The organism is Bradyrhizobium lablabi (assembly GCF_018131005.1).
Classification (GTDB): domain Bacteria; phylum Pseudomonadota; class Alphaproteobacteria; order Rhizobiales; family Xanthobacteraceae; genus Bradyrhizobium; species Bradyrhizobium lablabi_D.
This window is the reverse complement of sequence record NZ_JAFCJK010000008.1, coordinates 213907-240021: the sequence shown is the minus strand read 5'-3', so window position 1 is coordinate 240021 and position 26115 is coordinate 213907. Positions and strand designations below refer to the sequence as shown.

The following is a 26115-nucleotide window of genomic DNA, read 5'->3' as shown; positions in this document are numbered from 1 at the left end:
GCGCTTTCGGCCGCGCATGACGAGGAGCGCAAGATGCCAATGATCGACGCCGACGGGTGCCTGCTCAACGTCTCGGTGGAGGGCCGCGACGGCGCTCCGACGCTGATGCTGTCGAATTCGCTCGGCTGCACCTTGCAGATGTGGGAGCCGCAGATGCGGGCGCTGACGCAGCTATTTCGCGTCATCCGCTACGACCGCCGCGGCCACGGCAAGTCGGGCGTGCCGCCCGGTCCCTACTCGATGAAGCGGTTCGGCCGCGACGTGCTGGCGATCCTCGACGACCTCAACATTGAGAAAGTGCACTGGTGCGGTCTCTCGATGGGAGGCATGGTCGGGCAATGGCTCGGTGCCAACGCACCCGAGCGGTTCGGCAAGCTGATCCTCGCCAACACCTCCTGCTATTATCCCGATCCGGCGCGCTGGCTCGAGCGCATCCAGGCGGTCAAGGACGGCGGCATGGCCGCGGTCGCGGACGTGGTCCTGTCTGGCTGGCTGACCGCGGATTTCCGGGAGCGCGAGCCGCACCTCACCGCCAACATGAAGACAATGCTGCTGGCCTCGCCGGTTCGAGGCTACATCGCCTGCTGCGAGGCGCTATCAACGCTCGACCAGCGCGCGCTGCTGCCCAGAATCAAGAGCCCGACGCTGGTGATCGCCGGGCGACAGGACATGGCAACGCCGGTATCGGCGGCGGAACTGATCCGCAGCGGCATTCCCGGTGCGAGCATGACGCTGCTCGATGCGGCGCACATCTCCAATGTCGAGCAGTCGCATGCCTTCACCGAGGCCGTGGTCGGCTTCCTGACGCAACGCTAGCGCGAGCGAAGGTTTGGATTGCTTCGTCGCTCGCTCCTCGCAATGACAAGAGGAAACATCAAATGGATGACAATCAGCGCCGCGACGACGGAATGGTTCAGCGCCGCAAGGTGCTGGGCGATGAATGGGTCGACAAGTCGATCAAGAACCGCAACGCGTTCAACACCGACTTCCAGGACCTGATCACGCGCTATGCGTGGGGCGACATCTGGACGCGGCCGCATTTCGATCATCGCACGCGGCGCGTGCTTGTCATCGGCACGATGGTCGCGCTCGGCCAGTGGGATGAATTCCGCCTGCATGTGCGCGCAGCGCTGGCCGAAGGCGGCTTCACGCCGGAAGACATCAAGGAAATCCTGCTGCAACAGGCGATCTATTGCGGCGTGCCGGCGGCCAATCACGCCGTCAAGGAAGCGGGCGCGATTATCGCTGAGCTAGGGCTGCTGCAGCGATAGCTCGGCGGCCGCCACGCTCGCGGGAGCTTCGGCGGCGGGCTTTGCCGGCTTCTCGACCAGCAACACGATCGCGGTACCGATCAGCATCAATAGCTCGGCCGCATGCAGGCGGAGCGCTTCCGTTTCGCCAACCTTCGAGGCCGTGAGCATGCTGACAAAGCTGAGCACGCTGCCGAGAGCGAGCGCCATGCCGAGGGCTTCGTCGCACGCTCCGCTCTTGCGGAGCGACGGGCGGACCAACGTGGCGAGGAAGATCACGAAGAAGGCCACCACGGTCATTCGCGCCAGTGCCAGCAGCCAGGCGAGCCGGACCGTGGCCAGTTTGGCAAGCTGCAAATGGTCGGTCGCAAACAGCGCGATCGACACGCTCGGCCGCTCGTAGAGCCCGTGGATCGGCGACACCATGATGTTGAAGGCGATCAGCGTCCAGAGCGGGATGAAATAGGCGGCCAGCAGCGCGCCGTTAATTGAACTGATCCGCCAAGAGCTTGACCACGTGCTCGACATCGCCGCTTCCCATTTGTTTCCGCAGCCCTTCAGGCAGGCGGCGGTTTGCAAGCCACGTAACGCCCTTAAACTGCGGGGGGCAATTTAAACCGTTTGTTTACCTTAATCCCCTTGGGGGGGGCAGCGGATTCCGCTCAAAAAGAATGGGTCCCGTCTTCCGGCGGAACCCTTCAATTGCTCTTGCTCCCGTTTTCCGAACTGCGCCCCTGGGGTTCTGCCCTCACGGCTCGGCTGGCCCGAGCTCTGGTTCCGGCCGCTCATTCGGTAATCTTCCTTTTTGCCTGGAAGCCGGGGACAACGCAGCGGCAACGGCCCGGTTGCGACGAAACGGCAGTTTCGTCATGGTCATTGCAAGGCAAAGCCTTGTCGTCACTGTGACCGCGGAACCCCATCCGCCAAACTAGTTATGTACAAGCCCTTTTCGTGGGGGTCCGCGCTGTTGCCGCCCCCGGTGTTCCGCTGTTAGAAAATGGCACGACGCGTCGGACAAGGCTGCCGGGGGCCCTCGCCGCGTCACTCCTCGAATAGCAGCGGTGCATGGACTATTTCGCCCAGCAATTGATCAACGGCCTGGTGCTCGGCTCCATCTACGGCCTGATCGCCATCGGCTACACGATGGTCTATGGCATCGTCGGCATGATCAATTTCGCCCATGGCGACATTTTCATGATCGGCGGCTTCATCGCGCTGATTTCGTTCCTGGTGCTGGTATCCCTGGGCCTGACGGCGATCCCATTCATCCTGTTGGTCGTGCTTCTGGTCTCGATGGCGATTACGGCGCTCTACGGCTGGACCGTCGAACGGATTGCGTACCGTCCGTTGCGGCATTCGTTCCGTCTCGCACCGATGCTGTCGGCGATCGGCATGTCCTTTGTGCTGACCAACTTCTCGCAGATCGCGCAAGGCGCGCGGGTGAAGCCGGTACCGCCGATCATCACCGGCGGCTACACGCTGCATGAAGGCGCGAGCGGCTTCAACGTGCAGATCTCCAATATGCAGATCATCGTCGTGCTGGTCACGATCGTGCTGCTGACCCTGTTTACCTGGCTGGTGTCGCGCACGCGGCTCGGACGCGATATGCGCGCCTGCGAGCAGGACCAGACCATGGCCGCGCTGCTTGGCGTCGACGTCGACCGCACGATCTCGATGACGTTCGTGACGGGTGCTGCGCTCGCCGCCGTCGCCGGCATGATGTACCTGCTCTATTACGGGCAGGTGGATTTCTTCATGGGCTTTGTCGCAGGCATCAAGGCCTTCACCGCAGCCGTGCTCGGCGGCATCGGCTCGCTGCCCGGCGCGGTGCTCGGCGGGCTTGCGATCGGCCTGATCGAGACCTTCTGGTCGGCCTATTTCTCGGTCGAGTACAAGGACGTCGCCGCGTTCTCCATTCTGATCGTCGTGCTGATCTTCATGCCGACCGGCCTGCTCGGCCGGCCCGAAGTCGAAAAAGTCTGACGGGCGGCATGAAGTGAGCGCAACAAAAGCCCGCCCCTCGCACGCCGCGCAACCCTTGGGCAGCGCCTCCATCTTGAAGAAAGCCTCGATCAGCGCGCTGGTCGCGCTGGTGCTGTTCTCGCTGATGATCGGCGTGCGCACCGAGGCCGGGCCTCAGGGCGGCCTGATCTACTGGACCAGGTTCGGCGAACTCGCCGCCATGGTCGCCGCCGTGTTCGGCGGCAGCATCGTCATCGAGTTGCTGCGGCAGTGGTGGGGACCGGTCGACAAGGACCGGGTCGTGCCCAAGCCGGTGCAGGCCGCGTTTGCCTTCGTCGGGCGCTGGCTCGCGCCGGCGCTTCTGGTCTTCACGTTCCTCGTCCCCGTGATTTTCTACGACCAGCGCTACATTCTCGACCTCGCGATCCTGGTCCTCACCTATGTGATGCTCGGATGGGGGCTGAACGTCGTGGTCGGCCTCGCCGGCCTGCTCGACCTCGGCTACGTCGCCTTTTACGCGGTCGGCGCCTATTCCTACGCGCTGCTCGCGACCAATTTCGGACTGTCGTTCTGGGTCTGCCTGCCGCTTGCGGGCATCTTGGCTGCGTTCTGGGGCATCCTGCTCGGGTTTCCGGTGCTGCGGCTGCGTGGCGACTATCTCGCCATCGTCACCCTTGCCTTCGGCGAGATCATCCGTCTCGTCATCATCAACTGGCAGAGTCTGACCGGCGGCCCCAACGGCGTGTCCGGCATCCCTCGCCCGACCCTGTTCGGCATCCCGCTGACGGCGGGCGATGACGGACTTGCTGCGCGGCTCGGCATCGAGTTCTCGCCGACCCACCGCGTCGTCTTCCTGTTCTACGTGATCCTCGCGCTGGCGCTGCTCACCAACTGGGTGACGATCCGGTTGCGGCGGCTGCCGATCGGCCGCGCGTGGGAGGCGTTGCGCGAGGACGAGGTCGCCTGCCGCGCGCTCGGCATCAACACCACCACGACCAAGCTGACGGCGTTTGCGACCGGAGCAATGTTCGGCGGCTTCGCCGGCGCGTTCTTCGCGACGCGGCAGGGTTTCATCAGCCCGGAATCCTTCACCTTCCAGGAATCGGCGCTGGTGCTCGCGATCGTCGTGCTCGGCGGCATGGGCTCGCAGCTTGGCGTAGCCCTCGCGGCGCTGACCATGATCGGCGGCTTCGAACTGTTTCGAGGCTTCGACCAGTACCGGATGCTGGTGTTCGGCGTCGCGATGGTGCTGCTGATGATCTGGCGGCCGCGCGGGCTGATCGGCCACCGCTCGCCAACCGTGTTCCTGGAGCGCAACCAGGCGATCTCGTCCGACCTCGTCAAGGAGGGCCACGGATGAGCGACGACCATATCCTCGCCGTCGATCATCTGATGATGCGCTTTGGCGGCATCGTCGCCGTCAACGATCTCTCCTTCGTGGCCGAACGGCGAAAGATCACCGCGTTGATCGGGCCCAACGGCGCCGGCAAGACCACGGTCTTCAACTGCATCACCGGCTTCTATCGGCCGAGCGGCGGCACCATCCGCCTCTCTCACGACGACGGCCGCACGATCGCCCTCGAGCGCCTCAACGATTTCCGTATCTCCAAACAGGCGAAGGTCGCGCGCACCTTCCAGAATATCCGCCTGTTTCCCGGCATGACCGCGCTCGAGAACCTCATGGTCGCCCAGCACAACGCGCTGATGCGCGCCTCCGGGCTGACCTTTCTCGGGCTGATCGGCGCGCCGTCATGGCACCATGCCGAGCAGCGCGCGATCGATCTGGCACGGATCTGGCTCGAACGTATCGATCTGCTTGCCCGCGCGGATGACGCCGCGGGCAACCTGCCCTATGGCGACCAGCGGCGTCTCGAAATCGCACGCGCGATGTGCACTGAGCCGGCGCTGCTCTGCCTCGACGAGCCGGCCGCCGGCCTGAATGCGCGCGAGAGCGGCGCGCTCAACGAATTGCTGCTTTCGATCCGCGCCGAACAGGGCACCTCGATCCTCCTGATCGAGCACGACATGTCGGTCGTGATGGAGATATCCGACCACGTCGTTGTCATGGACTATGGCGTCAAGATTGCCGAAGGCCCGCCGCAGGTGGTGCGTGACGATCCAAAGGTGATTGCCGCCTATCTCGGCGCCGACGAGGAGGAAGCCATCGCCGTGATGGAGAGCAGCCCGTGAGCGCATCACCGGCAGCACCTCCCCTGCTCGCAATCCGCAGACTGCGCGCGGCTTACGGCAAGATCGAGGCGCTGAAGGGCGTCGACGTCGAGATCAATGCCGGCGAGATCGTGGCGCTCATCGGCGCCAACGGCGCCGGCAAGTCGACGCTGATGATGACGATCTTCGGCAAGCCGCGCGCCCGCGCGGGCCGGATCGAATTCGACGGGGAGGACATCACCGGCGTTCCGACGCACGAGATCGCGCGGCTACGGATTGCACAGTCGCCCGAAGGGCGGCGGATCTTTCCGCGAATGAGCGTCGCGGAGAACCTGCAAATGGGCGCGGACGCGACAGATTGCAACGAAGCCGAACGCGCCGCCGGACTCGAGCGGGTGTTCACCCTGTTCCCGCGGTTGAAGGAGCGCATTGCGCAGCGCGGCGGCACGCTGTCCGGCGGCGAGCAGCAGATGCTTGCGATCGGCCGCGCGCTGATGAGCCGGCCGCGACTGCTGATGCTGGACGAGCCCTCGCTCGGGCTTGCGCCGCTGATCGCGCGACAGATCTTCGACGCCATCCGCACCCTGAACCGGCGGGATGGCCTGACCGTGCTGATCGTCGAGCAAAACGCCAACCACGCGCTGAAGCTCGCGCACCGCGGCTACGTGATGGTCAACGGCCTGATTACGCTTGCTGGAACCGGCGCCGAGTTGCTGCAGCGCCCGGAGATCCGTGCTGCCTATCTGGAAGGCGGCCGCCACGGCTAGCCGCCGGTCGCGTGAAGCCCGCAGCAACATGCTGCGGACAGGTCGTCGATTTGCCTGAAAATTGCCGGTGACTTCGCCGCAAAATCAGCCGACAATGGCGCCGGTTATCTCGCCCGGCCCACCGGGTGATTCCCCAAGAGGCAACGACCACGAGGACTTGTCATGAAAGCACTGAAGCTCATCGGCCTGGCAATGGGCGCTTCGTTCGCATTGTCGGCGAGCGCATACGCGCAAGACATCACCATCGCAGTGGCGGGCCCGATGACGGGCTCCGAATCCGCTTTCGGCCGGCAGATGAAGAACGGCGCAGAGCAGGCGGTCGCCGACCTCAACGCCGCCGGCGGCGTCCTCGGCAAGAAGATCGCGCTCCAATCCAACGACGACGCCTGCGATCCCAAGCAGGCGCGCTCGGTGGCTGAGAAGATCGCGGGCTCGAAGATTCCGTTCGTCGCCGGCCACTTCTGCTCGTCGTCGTCGATCCCGGCGTCCGAGGCCTACGCGGACGGCAACGTGCTGCAGATCACCCCGGCCTCGACCAATCCGCTATTCACCGAGCGCAAGCTCTGGAACGTGGCGCGCGTCTGCGGCCGCGACGATCAGCAGGGACTGGTTGCCGCCGACTTCATCATGAAGAACTACAAGGGCAAGAACGTCGCGATCCTGAACGACAAGACCACCTACGGCAAAGGCCTTGCCGACGAGACCAAGAAGGCGCTGAACAAGGCCGGTTTCCAGGAGAAGATGTTCGAATCCTACAACAAGGGTGACAAGGACTTTAACTCGATCGTGTCCCGGCTGAAGCGCGACAATATCGATCTCGTCTATGTCGGCGGCTACCATCAGGAAGCCGGCCTGATCCTGCGCCAGATGCGCGACCAGGGCCTGCAGACAGTGCTGATGGCCGGCGACGCCATGAACGACAAGGAGTTCGCTTCCATCACCGGCCCGGCCGCGGAAGGCACGCTGTTCACCTTCGGCCCCGACCCGCGCAACAAGCCGACCGCGAAGGCAATCGTCGAGAAGTTCAAGGCCAAGAACATCGACCCCGAAGGCTACACGCTCTACACCTACGCCGCGATGCAGGTATGGTCTCAGGCCGTCGCCAAGGCGGGCACCACCGACGCCAAGAAGGTGATGGACACGATCAAGGCCGGCGAATGGGACACGGTGCTCGGCAAGATGGCCTTCGACGCCAAGGGCGACATCAAGGCGATCGACTATGTCGTCTACAAGTGGGACAACAAGGGCAACTACACCGAGATCAATCCGAAGGGCTCATGACGCCTCGGGCATCGGTTCTGATCTGGGATCCGAGAAACGCTCCGGCTCGCCGGGGCGTTTTTTTTGGTCCGCCGCGCCTGCGGCGATCTTCCGCGGAACCGGTCCGCGCGCAATGTCGATCGCGCGCAACGGTTCGTTTGACCGAAACGGCCTTTTGCATGCGGGCCAAACTTGCAAGCTCGGGCGAGCGCGGGAGGAAACCCAGCGCCGACGCCGCTCTGTTCCGCCATCGCCGATGAGGTATTGTACGCGCTCGGCCCATTGCCATTCTTGGCGGCTTCGTCGCCGGCTTTCCGGGAGACCATAAGTGCCGACGGCTAACGACCGCAGCATCTTTCTTTCCACCCTGCCTGCGTCGCGCGGCGACCGCACCGCGGCGGTGACGGTTGTTGCGATCTCGGCAGTTCTCTTCGCGATCGCCGTGCCATTCGCGGGCACGCCGCTGACGCCGGTGCCGGCGTTCGTGGCGAGCTATCAAGCAGCGCTTGCGATCAACGACATCATCACGGCCGTTCTCCTGTTCTCGCAGTTCGCGATCCTGCGCTCGCGCGCCCTGCTCATGCTGGCAAGCGGCTATTTGTTCACGGCCGGCGCCGCGGTGACCCACGCGCTGACCTTCCCTGACCTGTTTGCGCCGTCGGGACTGCTCGGCGCAGGCCCGCAGACGACGGTCTGGCTCTACATGATCTGGCACGGCGTGTTTCCGCTGCTCGTGCTCGGCTATGCGCTGTCGAAGGGCAAGGATGGCGGCCCCAAGGTCGCGGGATCGACCACAGGCGCGATCATTGGTTGCGTCGCCGCGGTCGTCGCTGCCTTGGCTGGGTTCGCCTGGCTGGTCACCGAACACCACGATATGCTGCCCGTGCTCTTGGGCGGCGAACGCTATACCTCAACCTTGATCGGGGTGGTGTCGACGGTCTGGTGCTTATGCCTCGCCGCGCTCGCCGTGCTCTTCATCCGGCGACCGCATTCCGTCCTCGATGTCTGGCTGATGGTCGTACTGTGCGCCTGGCTGTTCGATATCGCGATGTCGGCCATGCTGAACGTGGGGCGCTTCGATCTCGGCTTCTACCTTGGACGCATCTACGGGCTGTGCGCCGCAAGCTTCGTGCTGACGGTGCTGCTGATCGACAATTTCGGGCTGCAGGCCGAGATGTCGCGGCTGCTTGGCCTCGCCCGGCGCGAGGCCGCGACCGAACGCGACCAACGCGCCGAGCGCGAGCGGCTGTTCAGCGCGGTCGTGGAAAATTCCAACGACGCCATCATCACGCAGGAGCTCGGCGGCACGATCACCGCCTGGAACCGGGCCGCCGAGCAATTGTTCGGCTACTCCGCCTCCGAGGCTGTCGGCAACAGCGTCGACATCATTATCGCCCCCGAACGCCGCGCCGAGGTCCGCGACATTTTGGACCGCGTCGGGCGCGGCGAGAAGATCGAGCACTTTGAAACCGTGCGGCTGCACCGGAGCGGGCGCGAGGTCGACGTATTGCTCAGCATGTCCCCGATCCGCACTGCGACCGGGCAGATCGTCGGTGCGTCCAAGACCGCGCGCGATATCACCGAAAGCAAGCGCGCGCAGAGGGCGCTCAACCAGGAGATCGAGGAGCGCCGACGCATCTTCGACACCTCGCAGGATCTGATCCTGATCACGGACACGCAGGGCAATTTCATTCAGGTGAGCCCGAGCGCGAAGACGATCCTCGGATACGATCCGGCCGAGATGATCGGGCATTCCGCGGTGGAATTCATCCATCCTGACGATCTCGAAAATACCCGCAACGAGATGCGGGCTGCGCGGCGCGGCCTGATCAAGCGCAACTTCGAGACACGCTACATCGCCAGGAGCGGCGAGCCGGTGGCGCTGAACTGGACCGGAACCTGGTCGGAACCGGTGCGCCGTCACTTCTTCATCGGCCGCGACCTGACCGAGAAGCAGGTCGCCGAGGCCGAACTCCGCCAGGTGCAGAAGATGGATGCGGTCGGCCAGCTCACTGGCGGCGTGGCACACGACTTCAACAACATCCTGACCGTGATCACCGGCACGATCGGCCTGCTCGAGGAAGCCGTCGCCGACAGGCCCGATCTCGTCGCGGTCGCGAGACTGATCGACGAGGCGGCTGAACGCGGCGCCAATTTGACCAAGCATCTGCTCGCGTTCGCACGCAAGCAGCCGCTGCAGCCGACCGAGGTCGACGTCAATCGGCTGGCGCTGGAGGCTGCCAAGCTGCTGCATCCGACGCTCGGCGAGCATATCGTGATCACCCCGATGCTTGCGGACGATGCATGGACGGCGCTGGTCGATCCCAGCCAACTCACCACCGCGATCCTCAACCTAGCGCTCAATGCACGCGACGCGATGCCAAACGGCGGCAAGCTCTCGCTCGAAACCCGCAACGTCTATCTCGACGAAAGCTATGCGGACATGAACAGCGAGGTCGCGGTCGGCCACTATGTGATGATCGCCGTGAGCGACAGCGGCATCGGAATTCCCGCCAACCTGCTGGAAAGGGTGTTCGACCCCTTCTTCACCACCAAGGAGGTCGGAAAGGGCACCGGCCTCGGCCTCAGCATGGTATTCGGCTTCGTCAAGCAGTCCGGCGGCCACATCAAGATCTACAGCGAGGAAGGCCACGGCACTTCGGTCAAGATCTACCTGCCGCGGGCAGCGGGCGCGGGCCAGACCCTGGCCGAAGCAAGCGCGGCAGCGGAGGCCGAGGGCGGCGAGGAGCTCGTGCTAGTGGTGGAGGACGATGCGCTGGTGCGGAACTACGTGGTGGCCCAGGTCCGAAGCCTCGGCTACGCGACATTGGAGGCCGCCAACGCCGCCGAAGCACTGCAGGTGATCGACACCAATCCGGCGATCGATCTTCTGTTCACTGACGTCATCATGCCGGGAGCAATGAACGGCCGCCGGCTTGCCGATGAAGCGCTGAAGCGCAATCCGGCGCTGAACGTCCTGTTCACGTCGGGATACACCGAAAACGCCATCGTGCATCACGGCCGCCTCGATACCGGCGTTCTGCTGCTGGCAAAGCCTTACCGCAAATCCGAGCTCGCGCGCATGCTGCGGATCGCGCTTGACGGTTGATGCACCCGTCGCGGTGCTATACCCGAACGAACCGAGTGCAGAGGGCCAGCGGAGCGCATCGTGAAGAACCTGCTCACCGACATCGCCGGCGTCAGCGTCGGCCACGCCGACGACCCACAGCTCGCCTCGGGCGTCACGGCCATCATCTTCGACAAGCCGGCGGTCGCATCGATCGATGTGCGCGGCGGCGGCCCGGGGACCCGCGAGGATGCTCTTCTCGAACCGCAGAACGTGGTCGAGGCAATCGACGGCATCGCGCTGTCAGGCGGCTCCGCGCACGGGCTCGATGCCGCCGGCGGCGTGCAGGCCTGGCTCGCCGAGCGCGGTCGCGGCTTTCGCATCCGCGACGCGGTGATCCCGATCGTCCCCGGCGCGATCTGCTTCGATCTGAGCAACGGCGGCAACAAGGCGTGGGGCCGCTTTCCGCCCTATCGCGACCTCGGTTACGCGGCGGCCAACGCCGCCGGCGCCGACTTCCGCCTCGGCAGCGTCGGCGCCGGCATGGGCGCGACGACCGCAACGCTCAAGGGCGGCCTCGGTTCGGCCTCGGCCGCGACCGGTGACGGCGTGATCGTGGCGGCGCTCGCGGTCGTCAACGCAATCGGGAGCGTCACGATCGGCGACGGCCGCTGGTTCTGGGCGGCACCCTTCGAGGTTGACGGCGAATTCGGCCGTCGCGGTCTGCCGCAATCGTTCACGCCCGACATGCTCAGGATGCGCGTGAAAGGCGGCTCCGAGGCGACGCCGGCGGAGAACACCACGCTCGTTGCCGTCGTGACCGACGCCCAGCTCACAAAGCCGCAGGCGCGGCGGTTGGCAATGATCGCGCAGACCGGCATGGCCCGCGCGATCTATCCGGTGCACTCCCCGCTCGACGGCGACGTGGTGTTTGCCGCGGCCACGGGAGCGAAGCCGATCGATCCGCTGTTCGGGCTGACAGGTCTGGGCATGGTCGCGGCCAACGTCGTTGCCCGCGCGATCGCGCGCGGCGTCTATGAGGCAACTACACTGCCCTTCCCCGGCGCGCTGCCGAGCTGGAAAGACCGGTTCGGTCAGGACGTGTAGCACAACCGCGATGGGCTTACGCCCAGTCGCGATCGTGGAGTTCGCTCGGCTTTACGCCGAGCAAGTCGATGGTTTCAATGCCGACATGCAGCAGCGTTCCGCCGTGATGATCGGATGAGGTCCCAACGGGGGCGCCGTTCAAGAATTGCAGCTTGTCCGCTTTCGGATCGAAGTCAGTGATGACCGCGGTGTTGTGTCTGCCCTTGAGGTGACCAAGGTCGAACACAAAGGTGTCGGCACCAGCATGGCCTGTCATGGTCATGTGGCCGCGCGCGGCCACCAACGTGTCATCCAAATCTCCACCGATCAGGGTATCCTTGCCCGCGGATCCGACCACAAGCTGCGCCATGCCGTCGGCCGCCTCTTGTCCGGTCGGGTCAACTCGCCCCAACGCGCCACTATGCCGTTCCGTGGCGACGAAAGCATCACTCTGGATCGCCGTGGTGTCTGTGTCGCGCAGGATCAAGTCCGACAACGTGGTGCTCTTGATCTCTTTCAGGGTTTGCTGGTCGAACTTCTGGTTCTCGAAATAGTATCGATCGCCGTCGCGCAGAGCGGAAAACTGATCGCCGATGATCTTGCCAAATGTGGAGCCGATGATGCTTCCCGGAGCATGATCCTCCGCCAATCCACCAGCCCATAAATCGACGGCATCGATTGAACCATAGGCCTGCTCGAATGCCGCTGCCGTCGCCGGGTTAGAGCTTAGCTGATCGAAGTCGGTGTACGGCTCCAGTCCCAGCGCCTCCCGGGTCTGGTTCAGCGTACCCAACCCAAGATCGTGGCCGCGCTGGATGTTGATCGCCGCCAGATCCAGAGCGTCCGGAGGATCGACCAGGAAGTTTCGCAGGCCATCGACAAGATGGGCGTCCAGCAGATTCGCCAAATCTCCCGATAGATGCCGAAGCAAGCCATCTGCACCCGTAGCCTTGAAAGTCGCTGGATCCTCAAAGAACGATTCTGCCAACGTCTGCTCCGACGTGAAGGCACCCAGATTGCTGGTGGCGCTGATCTCGTCGGAGACGATGGAGTGACCAAAACGAAACGCCGCGCCTGCAAACTCTTCCGTGATCCGCGCATCCACCGTGGGATCATAGCCGTGGTACGGCTTGATGGCGTCCTTGCCCAACAGGTGTGGCAGGAACTCGTTGTAGGTAATGTTGACCATCTCAGCCGTGGTAATGGCTTTCGCGGTTTCGTACAATTTATCGCCACTCCAGCGTGGATGTTCTTCGTGCAGTCGATCGACCTGATAATTGTGCTCGCGGACAAACAACGTCTGCAGGGCCGTCAGATCGGGGTTCTCCTGTGCCCGCGCGTCACCAGCGGCAAAGGCTTCGCCCTGATCGGTGTTGACGACCGGAAGATTGCGCCCCGCCGACATTTTCATATGACCGTCGGGTGTACGCAGGCCCGCTGCCGTGGCAGCGTCAGATCCGTATATCTGTGATCCATCCAGCCAGCCCGTAACCGTGTTGATCGCAGTTGCCGGATGTCCGGCAATGCCGGTCGCAGGATCGATGGCGACCCGTGTCAGCGGAATGATGCTGCCGGGCACCAGGAACTGATCGTCGGCCGGGACTGTGATCGAGATATCAATTGTCGTTCCCGGCTTTTGCAAATCCAGATCGTGATCGATGAACTGGCCCCACGCATACATCATGCCGGATAGTGCGATGCCGCGGTCATCCATCAAATGCGGCTCATCCTCTCCGGTCTCCACCTGCGCCACCACGATGTTGCTGATCTCGCGCGGATTCCGCCCCGATGTCATAGCGTGGAATCCATCGGAGAAATTCGCCGGAGCCACCCGAGCAAAGTCGGTGTCGGCTTGGTTCAAGGTGGGATTTGCACGATTGTTGTTGGAGCCGTCGATGGTGCGGAATTGCAGCGCCATGGTTCCCCTCCTCTGGCGTGTCTGCCCCAGTCCTGCTCCATTGGCCGCGCCGGAAATGACGCTTTGATGATTTATTGTGACGTCCCCGCGGTCGTTGAGTGATGATATTCGGCGCCGCCGTTGCACAATAATGGCACCGCACCTCGCAACGCTGGCCAAGGCGCGGGTGATGACGGGCTCCCGCGCGGCGGGCGTACCGACCTTGCGGTCACTCTGGCTCGCCCCATGAACGCTCGACCCGAGCCCAACGGCCGGGGCCGATGCGATCGAGCGCAGTACGCGCGTTCCCTACACGCTGATCGCAACCGAAGCGGAGGCCTGCGCGGAGACGGCGTGGGCCTGGCGCTGGATCAACTGCTCGATGAAATTGTAGGACGAGGTCGCGTTGCTGGACGCAGACTGCGCGGCCGGCGTCGTCGTTGTCACCTTGGAGCCATCGGCATAGGTCAGCGTGGTCGTTGTCGAACCGTCGCTGTTGGTCACTGACGTGCTCGATGCGCCGTCCAGCGCCTGCAGCAACGGATCGGAACTCGAAGCGTCGGAGCTGCCGGAACCGGCCGCATCGGTCGAACTGCTGGCAACGTGATGGTGGTGATGATGTCCCTTGCCGCCCTGCAGCGCCTGCGACATTTCATCGAGGTTGACCGAGCCATCTCCATTGCCATCGAGCTTGGAGAACACGTCGTCGGCCTGCGCGATATTGGTGCCACCCGCGCCGAGCGTATTCTCGAATTCCGACTGCGTGATCTTGCCGTCGCCATTGCCGTCGATTTGCGAGAACAGGTCCTTGAGCGCGTCCGAGCGGCTCGTCGTGCCTGTCGATCCGCCCTGCGGTGACTGGCCTTGCGCGTCGAGCAGCGCACTGAAGGTTTCCGGCGCGATTTGCGCGAGGCCGCTGGCGGATCCAGCACCAGCGCTGCCGCCGCCGGCCGGGCTTGATGGCTCGGTCGAGATACCGAACGGGCTGCTGCCGCCCTGGCCCGGACCGGCCGGCTGCGTGGACGTTGACTTCGGCGACGTCAGCGATTTCAGGAAGTCGATGGCTGACGACGCGGCGCCAAGGGCAAACAACATGGCAGTTACTCCGACAACGCCGCATGCGGCGGCTCTGCCGCTCTTGAGCAATCCTCATGCCATGGAGAAAACCGAGTAAAATCGAGCTTTCCGCAATCCCCGGGGTTCCGCATCCCGGCAAGAGCTGCCGCGAGCGGCAGATTTTTCCCCCTCCTCCAGCGATCCCTATCGCATTGCCCACCACCTCTCTGCATGTTAGGCGGGTTCGCCCGTACGCCCCCGAAGTTCCGGAAGAGCGCATATGACTCAGCCCTTCACCCCGCGTCCTCTTGTTATCGCACCGTCGATCCTGGCGTCGGATTTCTCCAGGCTCGGCGAGGAAGTCCGCGCCGTCGATCAGGCCGGCGCCGACTGGATCCATCTCGACGTGATGGACGGCCATTTCGTGCCGAACATTTCCTACGGTCCTGATGTCATCAAGGCGATGCGCCCGCACACCACGAAGGTCTTCGACGCCCATCTCATGATCGCGCCATGCGATCCCTATCTCGAAGCCTTCGCCAGGGCCGGCTGCGACCACATCACGGTGCATGCCGAGGCCGGGCCGCATCTGCACCGCTCGCTGCAGGCAATCCGCGCGCTCGGCAAGAAGGCCGGTGTCTCCATCAATCCGGCAACGCCTGCCAGCGCGATCGAGTATGTGCTCGACCTGATCGACCTCGTGCTCGTGATGTCGGTCAACCCGGGCTTCGGCGGTCAAGCCTTCATCCGCTCGGCGCTCGGCAAGATCAGCGATATCAGGGCGATGACCGCGGGCCGGCCGATCGACATCGAGGTCGATGGCGGCGTCGGGCCTGAGGTTGCGGGCGAACTCGCCGCCGCCGGCGCCAATGCGTTCGTCGCCGGCTCGGCGGTGTTCAAGGGCGGAACCATGGACGCCTACACGACGAACATCTCCGCGATCCGCAATGCGGCGGCACAAGCCCGCGGAGAGGCCATCTAGACCGGGGCTCGAGCTTTTTTTGCGCGAACCATCTTGCCGCGCCGATGCCTGCGCGCGGGGCACGCGTCGTGGTGCCGCAATGCCACATGCATAATATTCGTGCTGGCATCGCAGTCATCCGGTCTTCACAGACTCATCCAAATGGATGCACACTCCTCTCAACAAACATAGGGAGGCGCGCATCATGACAATGATCATTGTCTGGACCGGCCTAGCCATGTGGCTTGGCCTCAACGGAGCCTTTGTTGCCCGGCGCGCCTATGTGACAACGCCTGATCGATCCGCCAGACCGCGCGTCGTTTTCTTTCATCTGCGGCGGTCGTAACGGAACGCAGAGCTTGATCAGAACAATCCGGGCGGTGTGATTGCTGACGTATCGCCCGCGTGATCCGGCGTGCCGTCGCTGCCGTCCGTTTGCGCTGTTGACCGGGATGGCCGTACCACGGTCACGGTGCAAGGCGCTTCCGATGCGACCTTGCCGGAGACGCTGCCGAGCAGCGACCTCATCATCGAGCTCTGTCGCGCGCCCATGATGATGTGGTCGACATGATTGACCGCGGCGAATTCCAGGATGGCCGCGGCGGGATCGATCGCCTCCAGCACGTGCACGGTCAGCCGGCTCTCGTCGAGCCCGAACGGCCGCGCCCAATGCTGGAGCGCGACCAGGCGGTCGACATGCTTGTTCTGGCCCTGCTCGTCGAGCGTCCGGTCGATCGACACGCGGTTCAGCTTCAACACGTTGAGACAGGCAAGCCGAGCCGATGGTGATGTCGACAGCACCCGCTCGGCGGTGACGCGAATAGCTTCATTCGGTGCGTCCGGGCCCTCGGCGATATCGAGCGCAACTACGACGATCGGGCTCGATGCGAGCTGCGCCGCGACGTTGGACTTGGCATGCGGCTGCATCGCGCCGCGATTGAACCGCCGGCGCCAGACCGTGCCGAAGGAATCGCGCGTCTGCCGCTGCGATGGCGCGGTCAGTTTGACCAGCTCGGGATGAGCGAGGTCGAAGGCGAGCTGAGCTGCCGTGGGATAGCGCGCGGCCGGCTCGATCTCCAAGCAGCGTAGCACGATCTCCTGCAGCCAGGGCGGATAGTCGCGCCTAAGCTTGCGCGGCGGATGGGGATCGCGCCACAGCCGACGACGCATGCCGCGCAGGCTCTCGGTTTCGCCGAATGGCCGCACCCCTGTCGTGAAGAAATAGAGCAGCACGCCGAGCGAGAACAGGTCGCTGCGCGGATCGTCGCGCACGCCGAGCAGGCGTTCGGGCGCCATGTAAGGCGCAGTTCCGTAAGGCAGCCGGAATTCTTCCTGCAGCAGGTCGGGCAGTTGACTGTGATGCGACAGGCCGAAATCGATCAGCACCGCTCCGCCGTGCGGGCGGAACATGATGCTGCTCGGCTTGATGTCGTGATGGATGACGTTCTGCCGGTGCAGGCTCGCGAGCGCGGAGGCGATCCTGCCGGCAATGCCCCTCGCCTCGTCATACGGCATCGGCAGATCGCCGATGCGTTTGTAAAGCGTCTGACCGGGAATGCGCTCCATCACGACATAGGCCTGCCGTTCGAAGTCGCCGGTGCCGAAGCAGGCCGGCACATGCGGCCCCGTCAGCCGCGGCATGATCATCTGTTCCATCTCGAAACTGACGATCGCGGCCGGATCCTCGCCTTCGGAGGTGAGCGGCACCTTCATCAGCAGCGGCGCCTTGATGCCGGGATGGGTGACGCTCCACAGCGTCGCCATGCCGCCGCGATGGACGCATTCGCCGATGGTGAAGCCATCGATCTCCGCGCCGGGCTGCATCACGCCGCTCGCCACGCGTCACCTGCCAAGGAACAGGCGATCGGCCAGCCAGCCCGGCAGGCCACCCGCCCTGATCCGCGCCGCCGCGGTCGCGACATCGTAGGGCACGCGCAGGTAGGTGATCTCGCGGGTCGTCGTATCCAACATCGCAAATGATGCCGCGGGATCGCCGTCGCGTGGCTGGCCGACCGAGCCAAGCACCGTGAGCCAGCGCCTACCCGTCAGCAGTTGCACCTTGATGCCGGGGGTCGGAACGAAACTCGTCATCTTGGCGGCCGACGACATCGAATAGAGCGCCGGGCGGTGGATGTGGCCGCAGAACGTGATCTGCAGCTCGGTCGCCATCATGCTGCGCGCGGCATCGGAAGTGTCGCGAATGTAGCGCCAATTTGCCGGGTCGGACGCCTCCGAATGCACGTAAAGCCGATCGTCCTCCTGCCGCATGATCGGCAGTTCGGCGAGGAAGCGCCGCTGCTCCGCGCTGAGGCGGCCTCGCGTCCAGTCGATGGCGGCCTGCGCTTCGGCATTCATGCCGTCGCTCGGCGCGCCGATCGCATCGTCGTGGTTGCCGCGTACCGCGATCGCGCCCTTGCCGACCAGGTCCATCAGGGTATCGACGGCCCATTCGGGATCAGCGCCATAGCCGACGATATCGCCAAGGCAGATCAGCCGTTCGGCGCCACGCGCGCGCGCGGCCTCGAGGCAGGCAGAAAAGGCCTGCCGGTTGGCGTGAATATCGGAAAAAAGCGCGAGCCGCATTGTGGTCCGCAGCGGTTGAACCAGACGTTGGCCGACATCAAACACGCGCAGCGTCCGGCCCGCAATCGGGTAGCGCACAACCTCTCCCCGATGGGGCGGGTGAATCGGATACGCGGTTAGGACCGCTTCTAATGGACCATTGGCGCGAGCTAGTGCTTGCGCGGTGCCCCGAGCCCCTTGAGCAGCAGGCCGATCAGCGCGTCGATCCGCACCGGACACTCGGACTCGCTCCACTCCTCGGCATGAGCCGGGTGATGGTAGCGGCAAGTCGCGTCGAACACGGCGCGTGCCGACGCCTTGACGTCATCGATCTGAAACGTGCCCTGCCCCACGCCGTCAGCCAGGATCTTCGCGATCAGGTCGACCTGCTTGTCCTTGTAGGCCTTCACCACCTCGCGCGCCCCTTGCGCCAGCGCCAGATAGGTCGCGAACATCTCGGGATCGTCGCAGACCTTCTTCTGCTTGATCGCAAACATGCTCCGCAGCCATTTCTCCAGCCGCTCCGGCGCTGGACCGGAAGCCTGCGCGATCTTGCACAAAGGCTCGTTGGCGCGATCGAGCCAGCGCTTGGCCACCGCGTCACGAAGCGACGCCTTGCTCGGGAAATGCCGATAGACGCTGCCATGGCTGACATCCAGCGCTCGGGCAACGTCGACAACGGTGGCCTTGGCGAGCCCGAAGCGTCTCAACACGTCCTCAGTTGCTTCGAGGATCCGCTCGGGTGTCAAAACCACCGCCTCGTTCATGCTTTCACCGTCTGGTTATCGCTGTCCTGCCCGCGGGTGAATTTGGCGGCCTGGGCGGCCAAATGGCGGGCGACACGATGATTGAGCCACTGTTGAATCTGGGCGGTCAAATGCAGGATTTCGATAGTCATTGAGGTAGTCCTTAGAGGTAGTCTTCTTGGTTCGGCCAGCCCGCCAGCCAAACACCGGCAAAGCCACATGACGCCCTGCCCCAGCGTCAATTGAGTTATAGACCATCGCGCTGACAGATTTCAATATCTGTTATTCAATATTCTGTGATTGATTTTCTCCCGGATGCCTTTGGATTGGGAACTCGACCTGCCGGCGCCTATTGCACCTCATCCTTGGGCGGCATTCGGGGCGGCGGTAATGGCGTGAAGACCACCCCTTGAGCGGCCGCCGGTGGGGGCCGGAACTCGCCCGTCGTCGAATCCCCGCCACTCGTCTCCAGGATCGTCTTCGGCGTGACGTATTCCCTGACGAGGTCCATGATGGTTCCGTCACCACCGCCAAAATCCGCGGCACGGCCACCCTGCGGATGCCCGGCCTTGATCTCGTTCTCCGCGGTGTGGGTCTTCTCGGCCAGCGCGTCGGTGTAGGGAACACGGAAGGCTCGGGGTATCGCACTTGGCCGGTTGTCCTGGTCGAGTTCCTCGACCCACAGGTAGATCGAGCCGGGATCGCCCTCCAGCGAATGCGGCTCCACGATCCGCGCCTGCAGCAGCTTGAAGGATGCGGGCAGCCTGTCTGTCGTGGCCCAGCCGAGCAGCCCGCGCATTCCACCGAAACTGATGACATAGAAAGCGCTGGTCACGATCACGACCGCCGCCTTCAGCGACCAGTGCAGGCGGGCATAGACCAGCACGATGAGCAGGAGCGCGCCGATCACCGCGTAGGCGATCGACAGAGTGACGATGACCCATTGCAGGTTACTCACGGCGTATCCTCACCCTTGTTTTCGGGTCGAGATCGGCGCCGTTGGAACGGACGTTGCGGAAGGTCTCCAGCAGCGATTTCGGCCGCTGATCTACATTGATCACCCGGCCCTCGGCATCGAGGCGAAACCGAACCGCGGTCTTCTCGTCGCCGGTGTGATTGAGGGTCAGCTTGTTGTCAAAGATCACCTGCGCGGTCGGATTGAGCTTCTGCACCTTCACATTCGCTAAGACGGGTTCGCCGGTCATCGCCTGGAAGTGAGAGACGTTGACGGTGTATTCGCCAGCCACGATGCCGCGCACCGTGACGATCTCCTCGCGGATCGGTGACGGGATCTTCTTGCCGTTGACCACGATGAAGTCATTGGCGCCGCCGCGATCGTCGCGGTCAAGCGTCAGGAAACCGGCCTCGCGATGCCGATACCAGGCGATGTTGCCGGCGGGGTCCTGGACGAACAGGTCGAGATCGTCGGGGTGGTTGTCGGGCCAGTCCATCGTGATGATGAACTCGGCCTTGGAGTCGATCTTGCCTTCCTTGGAGTCGGGGGACACCGCGAGCAACGCCAGGAAGAACAGGAAGGCGATGACCTGTAGCGCCTTGAACAACATCACGCCGAGCGGGTCGAATTGCTCCTCTCGCGGATAGAGGCCGAACTCATCCAGCATGGCGGCGTTCCAGGGCCGGGGTGACATGCGTCTCGGTCAGCATGACGGCATCGGAAAACACCCGCTGGGTGGCGGCATCGAGCATGTAATACTGGATCCTGACGAGGATCGATCCGACCAGGCCGGCCAGCGTCGTGTACATGGCAACCGCCATGCCATCGCTCATCAGGCCCATGGAAGATTTCATGGCGACTTTGTCGGCCGCATCGAGGGTTGCGATCGGAGCCAGCATGATAATGAAGCCGACGATGGTGCCGAGCAGCCCGAGTTTCATCAGCGTATCAGACACGAACGCGCCGAAGCCGTTGGAGCCGCGCAGGCGGTCGGCCAGCGTGCGCAGCAAGAGCGTCTGGTCGATGCGGCCGGCGGCCTGTGCCCTCGCCTTCTGCACCAGGCTGCGAATGTGATCCGTGACCAACCCGCGCGGCAAGCCGCGAGCATCGGCTTCGAGCGCCCTGGCGCCATCTGGCGCCGCCAGGATGGCGCGGCAGCCCCTGGCGACCTCGCCTTCGCGCGCGATGGCGCGCGTCCGCCAGAAACAGTGGACGCAGGTGACGATATAGAGAACGGCAATGATGCTGGAAATGTAGGTGCGATCGGAGCTGACCATGAGATGGATCAGCCCGTAGCGCCAGAGCAGGAAGGCGGCGAAGATCGAAAGGCCGGTGAAAATCATCCAGAGCAGCAGGACGCTGCGCTCCCGGCTGTCCGGGCCGTCGGATGTGGTTGCGGTGCCGGTCCTGACGCCCATGATTCATTAGCTCCTGCGGCTGGTCCGAAGGCTGGACCTCGTTAGATCAGAGACGGCGCGCGTCGTCCAAAGGCATCTGCCCGAACTTCGTTGGGCAAATTTCCCGACCTGCATATCAGCTTGCAATTGGCCGGGAACAGGGCTGCTGTTACGCTTGAGCCACAAGCTGTGGAGTCATCGCATGCGCCTCGTGCTCCAACTGGTCGCCCGCCTGCTCGTCATCGTCGCGCTGTGCCTGGGTGCGGCGACGGTCTGGGCCACGATCGAGGCCTATCGCAGCGTCGACCGCGCCACAGCCGCCTCCGCCGAACGGGTCTCGCTCGCTTTGGAAGCACTGTACTGGCGTGAATTGCTGTTGCGTTCCAACCGGATGCGCGAACAACTTCTGCCGACGCCTGAATGGCGGACGATCGGGACAATGGGCCTGATTTCACCGGGAATCTGCGTCCAGTTCGAACCCAGGGGCGCGTTCGAGAAACCCCTCTGCGGCCAGAGCAAGGGCATCGGCAAGACGCCGCCGGCCTGGTTCGCAACTGCGGTGCAGACCCTCCTTGGCAACCATGCGGCGGTGTCGCGGCCGATCAGCGCCCGCACGGCGTCAGCGGGAGCCGTCGTGGCCACTCTCGATCCGGACGCGGCGATCGCACTGGCCTGGCAGCACATCCTGGACAACATCCACGTCGCTTTGCTGATGGCGGTGGCGATCGCGCTCCTCGCCTCGCTTGCGATCGCGCATACGCTGGCGCCGGCGCAGCAGATCGTCTCGGCGCTACAGCGCATGGCGCGCGGCCAGTATCGGACATTATTGCCGCGCTTCCGGTCGATGGAACTTGCCATGATCGGGCAAGCCGTAGGCGATCTCGGCGACCGCCTTGCGCAGGCCGAGGAAGAGCGCACCGTGTTGACCCGCCGCCTGCTGGAAATCCGCAACGACGAGCGGCGCGCGCTCGCCCGCGAATTGCACGACGAGTTCGGCCAGAACCTCACGGCGATCCTCGCCTTCGCCAACACGATCGAGACCACGAGCACGGGCAAAAAAGGCGAGGTCGCGCAGGACGCGCGGATGATTTCGCAGGCGACGCGCCGCATCATCGCCTGCCTGCGCGATACGCTGAACCGACTGCGCCATCCGCCGGCCGAGGAACTCGGGCTCGAGGCAAGCCTGGTCGACCTCGTGGACAGCTGGCGGTCGCAAGCGGCGACCCAGCCGATGATCCAGCTCGACCTGCAGGGCGATCTTGCCGACGTGCGTGGAACGGTCGCCGCCACGGCCTACCGCGTTGCGCAGGAATGCCTGACAAACGCGCTGCGCCATAGCGCCGCGCGCGAGATCGTGCTGCGGATCGAGCGTCGGTCTGGACCGGAAAACTCGCTGCTGGTCCATGTCGAGGATGATGCCGGCGGCGATGCGGCCAAGGTGGCGCAGTCCGCCGGCTTTGGCCTGACCGGGGTGAGCGAGCGTGTGGCGGCGCTGGGCGGCTCGCTGTCGATCGTGCCCGCGCGACGTGGCCTCAGCGTCGCTGCGACGATCCCGCTCGCCGCCTGACTCGGATGACCGCGCAGGCGAGAGGCATCTCGATCCTGCTGGTCGACGACCATCCCGTCGTCCGCCAGGGCTACCGGCGCGTGCTGGAGCACCAGGATGATTTCCGGGTGGTCGCCGAGGCCGATAACGCCACCAACGCCTAGCGCGCCTTCAAGATGCACAGCCCCGACGTCGTGGTGATGGACATCTCGATGCCGGGCGCGAGCGGCCTGGAGGCGATCAGGAACATCCGCGCGCGCAGCGCCGATGCCCGCATCCTGGTATTCAGCATGCACAGCGAGGCGGCGCTGGTGAAGGCGGCGTTCGGCGCCGGCGCCGGCGGCTACGTCACCAAGGGCAGCGAACCCACCGCGCTGATCCAGGCAATCCGCTCGGTAGCACGCGGCGAACACGCCATGAGCGACGACATCGCCCGCGTGCTGGCGTTGGAGAGCCTGGCTCCGAGCAAATCGGCGCTCGACCAGCTGGGTGAACGCGAGATCGAGATCCTGCGCCAACTCGCGGCCGGCGCGACCAAGGAGCAGATCGCTACCAGCCTCAACCTCAGCACCAAAACCGTCCAGAACTACCACTACCTGATCAAGGCCAAGACCGGCTTGCGGACGGACGCACAGCTGGTCCGCCTGGCCGTCGAGTGCGGGCTGGCCAATCTGTAGCCGCTACCGCGAACCGGACTGCTGGCCGTTGAAAAGGCGCCTGTTTCCCTCTTCCATGGCCCCGTTTGGGTGGCCTGCCTCGGCTCGATTTGCTAAAGCGCGGCGTAAAAACAAATCAGCCGGGGTGCGCTTGGCGCCCCGCCCTGCCCGTCCGGAGTTTTCGATGATCCCCCGCTATACCCGCCCGGAAATGGCCTCGATCTGGGAGCCGCAGACGCGCTTCAAGATCTGGTTCGAGATCGAGGCACATGCCGCCGACGCGCTGGCCGAACTCGGCGTGATCCCCGAGGACGCCGCGAGGACGATCTGGGCCAAGGCCAAGGATGCGACCTTCGACGTCGCGCGGATCGACGAGATCGAGCGCGAGACCAAGCATGACGTGATCGCATTCCTCACCCATTTGGCCGAAATCGTCGGTCCCGAGGCACGGTTCGTGCACCAGGGCATGACGTCATCTGATGTGCTCGACACCTGCCTCAACGTGCAGCTGAAGCGCGCCGCCGACCTCTTGCTTGCCGATCTCGATCGTGTGCTGGCGGCGCTGAAGACGCGGGCCTTCGAGTACAAGATGACGCCGACCATCGGTCGCTCCCACGGCATCCATGCCGAACCCGTCACCTTCGGTCTCAAGCTCGCCTATGCCTATGCCGAATTCAGCCGCGCCCGCGAGCGCCTGGTCGCCGCGCGCGACGAAATCTCGACCTGCGCGATCTCGGGCGCGGTCGGCACCTTCGCCCAGATCGACCCGCGAGTCGAAGAACATGTCGCCAAGGCGATGGGACTGAGGCCGGAGCCGATCTCCACGCAAGTGATCCCGCGCGATCGCCACGCGATGTATTTTGCCACCCTCGGCGTGATCGCCTCCTCGGTCGAGCGGCTCGCGGTCGAGATCCGTCATTTGCAGCGCACCGAGGTGCTGGAGGCCGAGGAGTACTTCTCGGAGGGCCAGAAGGGCTCCTCCGCGATGCCGCACAAGCGCAACCCGGTGCTGTCGGAAAACCTCTCCGGCCTGTCGCGCATGGTGCGCGCCTACGCGCTGCCGGCGATGGAGAATATCGTGCTCTGGCACGAGCGCGACATCTCGCACTCCTCGGCCGAGCGCATGATCGGCCCCGACGCCACCGTGACGCTCGACTTCGCGCTGGTCCGCCTCGCCGGCCTGATCGAGAAGCTGCTGGTCTACCCGGAGAACATGCAGAAGAACCTCGACCGCCTCGGCGGTCTCGTGCATTCGCAGCGCCTGCTGATCGCGCTGACCCAGAAGGGCGCCAGCCGCGAGGACGCCTACAAATTCGTGCAGCGCAACGCGATGCCGGTCTGGCGCGGCGAAGGCGACTTCCAGACGCTGCTGAAGCAGGACGCCGACGTGAAGAAATACATGACCGACGCCGAGATCGAGGAGCAGTTCGACCTCGGCTATCACCTCAAGCACGTCGATACGATCTTCAAGCGAGTGTTCGGAGAAACGTGAGCATCATAGCGGCGTAACCCGCCTTTTCCGGTGACAATGCGGCGGGTCAAGCTACGCTGATCAACCCTACAATTCGCCATAAGGAACGGACACTCCCATGCCCATCGTCAACCGCATCGCCGCACTCTCGGACGAAATGGCCGCCTGGCGCCATGACTTCCACGAGAATCCGGAGCTGCTCTACGAGGTGCATCGCACCGCCGGCATCGTCGCGGATCGCCTGCGCGAATTCGGCTGCGACGAGGTAGTGACCGGCATCGGACGCACCGGTGTGGTCGGCGTGATCCGCGGCCGCAAGAGCACATCGGGCAAGACCATCGGCTTGCGCGCCGATATGGACGCGTTGCCGATCGAGGAGACCTCGGGCGTGGCCTACGCCTCGAAGGTCGCCGGCAAGATGCACGCCTGCGGCCATGACGGACACACCGCCATGCTGCTGGGGGCCGCGAAATATCTTGCCGAGACCCGCAATTTCGACGGCACGGCCGTCGTCATCTTCCAGCCGGCCGAGGAAGGCGGCGCCGGCGGCAAGGCGATGGTCGACGACGGCCTGATGACGCGCTGGGGCATCCAGGAAGTCTACGGCCTGCACAACATGCCGGGCCTGCCCGAAGGCCATTTCGCCACCACGCCGGGAGCAATGCTCGCATCCTCAGATTCGATCGAGATCACGGTCCACGGCAAGGGCGGCCATGCCGGCGCCGGCCCGCATCGCGCGGTCGACAGCGTCCTGATCGGCTCGCAGATCGTCAACGCGCTGCAGTCGATCGTCGCGCGCAATGTCGACCCGCTCAAATCGGCCGTCATCTCGATCACGATGTTCAACGCCGGCACGGCATTCAACATCATCCCGGAAACCGCCAGACTCGCAGGAACGGTGCGCACGCTCGATCCTGATATCCGCGACCTCGTCGAGCGCCGAATAGGAGAAGTGGCCGACAGCGTCGCCCGCGCCTATGGTGGATCCGCCGAGACCAACTATACGCGCATGTATCCAGTGACGATAAATCATGCGCGCGAGGCCGGCGTCGCCGCCGAGGTGGCGCGCGACGTGGTCGGCGCCGACCGCGTCGATGAGCGCGCGGTGCCGCTGATGGGCGCCGAGGACTTCGCCTTCATGCTGGAGGCGCGCCCCGGCGCGTTCGTGTTCCTCGGCATGGGCGACGGCAACGAATGCCACCACCCGGCCTACATCTTCAACGACAACATCCTTGGCCATGGCGCGTCATACTGGGTGCGCCTGGTCGAGAAGACGATGCCGGCGGGATAGGGACCGGCACGGCTTG

23 protein-coding genes and 1 pseudogene are annotated in these 26115 nt (G+C 64.4%); 14 read left to right on the top strand and 10 right to left on the bottom strand.

What is annotated here, in order from left to right:
- The first annotated feature begins 33 nt into the window (after positions 1-33).
- Positions 34-816: a 3-oxoadipate enol-lactonase gene (gene pcaD, locus JQ553_RS24725; RefSeq protein WP_212502705.1), complete on the top strand. Its 783-nt coding sequence runs from the start codon at positions 34-36 to the stop codon at positions 814-816.
- Positions 817-878: 62 nt separating this feature from the next.
- Complete coding sequence (locus JQ553_RS24720) at positions 879-1271, top strand: carboxymuconolactone decarboxylase family protein (RefSeq protein WP_212502631.1); 393 nt, start codon at positions 879-881, stop codon at positions 1269-1271.
- On the opposite strand, the gene JQ553_RS24715 is transcribed toward JQ553_RS24720, so the two are convergent.
- The gene (locus JQ553_RS24715; protein ID WP_212502630.1) at positions 1251-1778 is read right to left on the bottom strand and encodes a hypothetical protein; all 528 of its coding nucleotides are present in this window, start codon (positions 1776-1778) and stop codon (positions 1251-1253) included. The two genes, JQ553_RS24720 and JQ553_RS24715, sit on opposite strands and share 21 nt — an antisense overlap.
- Before the next feature lie 537 nt (positions 1779-2315).
- Here JQ553_RS24715 and JQ553_RS24710 point away from each other — a divergent pair.
- From JQ553_RS24710 to JQ553_RS24680, 7 genes are all read left to right on the top strand, one after another.
- Entirely contained in the window at positions 2316-3233 is a 918-nt protein-coding gene (locus JQ553_RS24710; RefSeq protein WP_212502629.1) for an ABC transporter permease subunit, read from the top strand.
- Between the two features lie 13 nt (positions 3234-3246).
- Positions 3247-4572: a high-affinity branched-chain amino acid ABC transporter permease LivM gene (gene livM / locus JQ553_RS24705; RefSeq protein ID WP_212502628.1), complete on the top strand. Its 1326-nt coding sequence runs from the start codon at positions 3247-3249 to the stop codon at positions 4570-4572.
- Positions 4569-5402 carry an ABC transporter ATP-binding protein gene (locus tag JQ553_RS24700; RefSeq protein ID WP_212502627.1) on the top strand — a complete coding sequence of 278 codons (834 nt, stop codon included), beginning with the start codon at positions 4569-4571 and terminating at the stop codon, positions 5400-5402. The genes livM and JQ553_RS24700 overlap by 4 nt, the downstream gene beginning before the upstream one ends.
- A complete protein-coding gene (locus tag JQ553_RS24695) occupies positions 5399-6148 on the top strand; it encodes an ABC transporter ATP-binding protein (protein ID WP_212502626.1) in 750 nt (249 codons plus the stop codon). The genes JQ553_RS24700 and JQ553_RS24695 overlap by 4 nt, the downstream gene beginning before the upstream one ends.
- A 162-nt stretch (positions 6149-6310) precedes the next feature.
- Positions 6311-7429: a branched-chain amino acid ABC transporter substrate-binding protein gene (locus JQ553_RS24690; RefSeq protein ID WP_212502625.1), complete on the top strand. Its 1119-nt coding sequence runs from the start codon at positions 6311-6313 to the stop codon at positions 7427-7429.
- Between the two features lie 307 nt (positions 7430-7736).
- Positions 7737-10517 carry a PAS domain S-box protein gene (locus JQ553_RS24685; RefSeq protein WP_212502624.1) on the top strand — a complete coding sequence of 927 codons (2781 nt, stop codon included), beginning with the start codon at positions 7737-7739 and terminating at the stop codon, positions 10515-10517.
- 60 nt (positions 10518-10577) lie between these two features.
- On the top strand, positions 10578-11582 hold the full coding sequence (locus JQ553_RS24680) for a P1 family peptidase (RefSeq protein ID WP_212502623.1): 1005 nt from the start codon (positions 10578-10580) through the stop codon (positions 11580-11582).
- Positions 11583-11598: 16 nt separating this feature from the next.
- Here JQ553_RS24680 and JQ553_RS24675 read toward each other — a convergent pair whose 3' ends face one another.
- The gene (locus JQ553_RS24675) at positions 11599-13479 is read right to left on the bottom strand and encodes a peroxidase family protein (RefSeq protein ID WP_212502622.1); all 1881 of its coding nucleotides are present in this window, start codon (positions 13477-13479) and stop codon (positions 11599-11601) included.
- 288 nt (positions 13480-13767) lie between these two features.
- On the bottom strand, positions 13768-14553 hold the full coding sequence (locus JQ553_RS24670; RefSeq protein ID WP_212502621.1) for an EF-hand domain-containing protein: 786 nt from the start codon (positions 14551-14553) through the stop codon (positions 13768-13770).
- 241 nt (positions 14554-14794) lie between these two features.
- On the opposite strand from JQ553_RS24670, the gene rpe reads away from it, so the two are divergent.
- The gene (gene rpe / locus JQ553_RS24665; RefSeq protein ID WP_212502620.1) at positions 14795-15496 is read left to right on the top strand and encodes a ribulose-phosphate 3-epimerase; all 702 of its coding nucleotides are present in this window, start codon (positions 14795-14797) and stop codon (positions 15494-15496) included.
- Between the two features lie 342 nt (positions 15497-15838).
- Here the strand turns inward: rpe and JQ553_RS24660 are convergent, their stop codons facing one another.
- The 7 genes from JQ553_RS24660 to JQ553_RS24635 form a co-directional block, all read right to left on the bottom strand.
- Positions 15839-17314 (bottom strand): bifunctional serine/threonine-protein kinase/universal stress protein, encoded by a 1476-nt coding sequence (locus JQ553_RS24660; RefSeq protein WP_212502619.1) that lies wholly within the window; start codon positions 17312-17314, stop codon positions 15839-15841.
- A gap of 3 nt (positions 17315-17317) precedes the next feature.
- Positions 17318-18058, bottom strand: a complete 741-nt coding sequence (locus JQ553_RS24655; protein ID WP_212502704.1) for a metallophosphoesterase — start codon at positions 18056-18058, stop codon at positions 17318-17320.
- A gap of 149 nt (positions 18059-18207) precedes the next feature.
- Positions 18208-18804 carry a TetR family transcriptional regulator gene (locus tag JQ553_RS24650; RefSeq protein WP_212502618.1) on the bottom strand — a complete coding sequence of 199 codons (597 nt, stop codon included), beginning with the start codon at positions 18802-18804 and terminating at the stop codon, positions 18208-18210.
- A complete protein-coding gene (locus JQ553_RS34970; RefSeq protein ID WP_283817285.1) occupies positions 18801-18935 on the bottom strand; it encodes a hypothetical protein in 135 nt (44 codons plus the stop codon). The genes JQ553_RS24650 and JQ553_RS34970 overlap by 4 nt, the downstream gene beginning before the upstream one ends.
- Before the next feature lie 197 nt (positions 18936-19132).
- A complete protein-coding gene (locus tag JQ553_RS24645) occupies positions 19133-19741 on the bottom strand; it encodes a hypothetical protein (protein ID WP_212502617.1) in 609 nt (202 codons plus the stop codon).
- Positions 19734-20405 (bottom strand): hypothetical protein, encoded by a 672-nt coding sequence (locus JQ553_RS24640; protein ID WP_212502616.1) that lies wholly within the window; start codon positions 20403-20405, stop codon positions 19734-19736. The genes JQ553_RS24645 and JQ553_RS24640 overlap by 8 nt, the downstream gene beginning before the upstream one ends.
- On the bottom strand, positions 20395-21156 hold the full coding sequence (locus JQ553_RS24635) for a MotA/TolQ/ExbB proton channel family protein (RefSeq protein ID WP_212502615.1): 762 nt from the start codon (positions 21154-21156) through the stop codon (positions 20395-20397). The genes JQ553_RS24640 and JQ553_RS24635 overlap by 11 nt, the downstream gene beginning before the upstream one ends.
- Positions 21157-21337: 181 nt before the next feature.
- Between JQ553_RS24635 and JQ553_RS24630 the strand changes: the two genes are divergently transcribed.
- From JQ553_RS24630 to JQ553_RS24615, 4 genes and pseudogenes are all read left to right on the top strand, one after another.
- Positions 21338-22702 (top strand): sensor histidine kinase, encoded by a 1365-nt coding sequence (locus JQ553_RS24630; RefSeq protein ID WP_212502614.1) that lies wholly within the window; start codon positions 21338-21340, stop codon positions 22700-22702.
- A 5-nt stretch (positions 22703-22707) separates the two neighbouring features.
- Positions 22708-23358 (top strand): annotated as a pseudogene (locus tag JQ553_RS24625) (response regulator).
- 163 nt (positions 23359-23521) lie between these two features.
- The gene (purB, locus tag JQ553_RS24620) at positions 23522-24829 is read left to right on the top strand and encodes an adenylosuccinate lyase (RefSeq protein ID WP_212502613.1); all 1308 of its coding nucleotides are present in this window, start codon (positions 23522-23524) and stop codon (positions 24827-24829) included.
- 97 nt (positions 24830-24926) lie between these two features.
- Positions 24927-26099: a M20 aminoacylase family protein gene (locus JQ553_RS24615; protein WP_212502612.1), complete on the top strand. Its 1173-nt coding sequence runs from the start codon at positions 24927-24929 to the stop codon at positions 26097-26099.
- Positions 26100-26115: the final 16 nt, after the last annotated feature.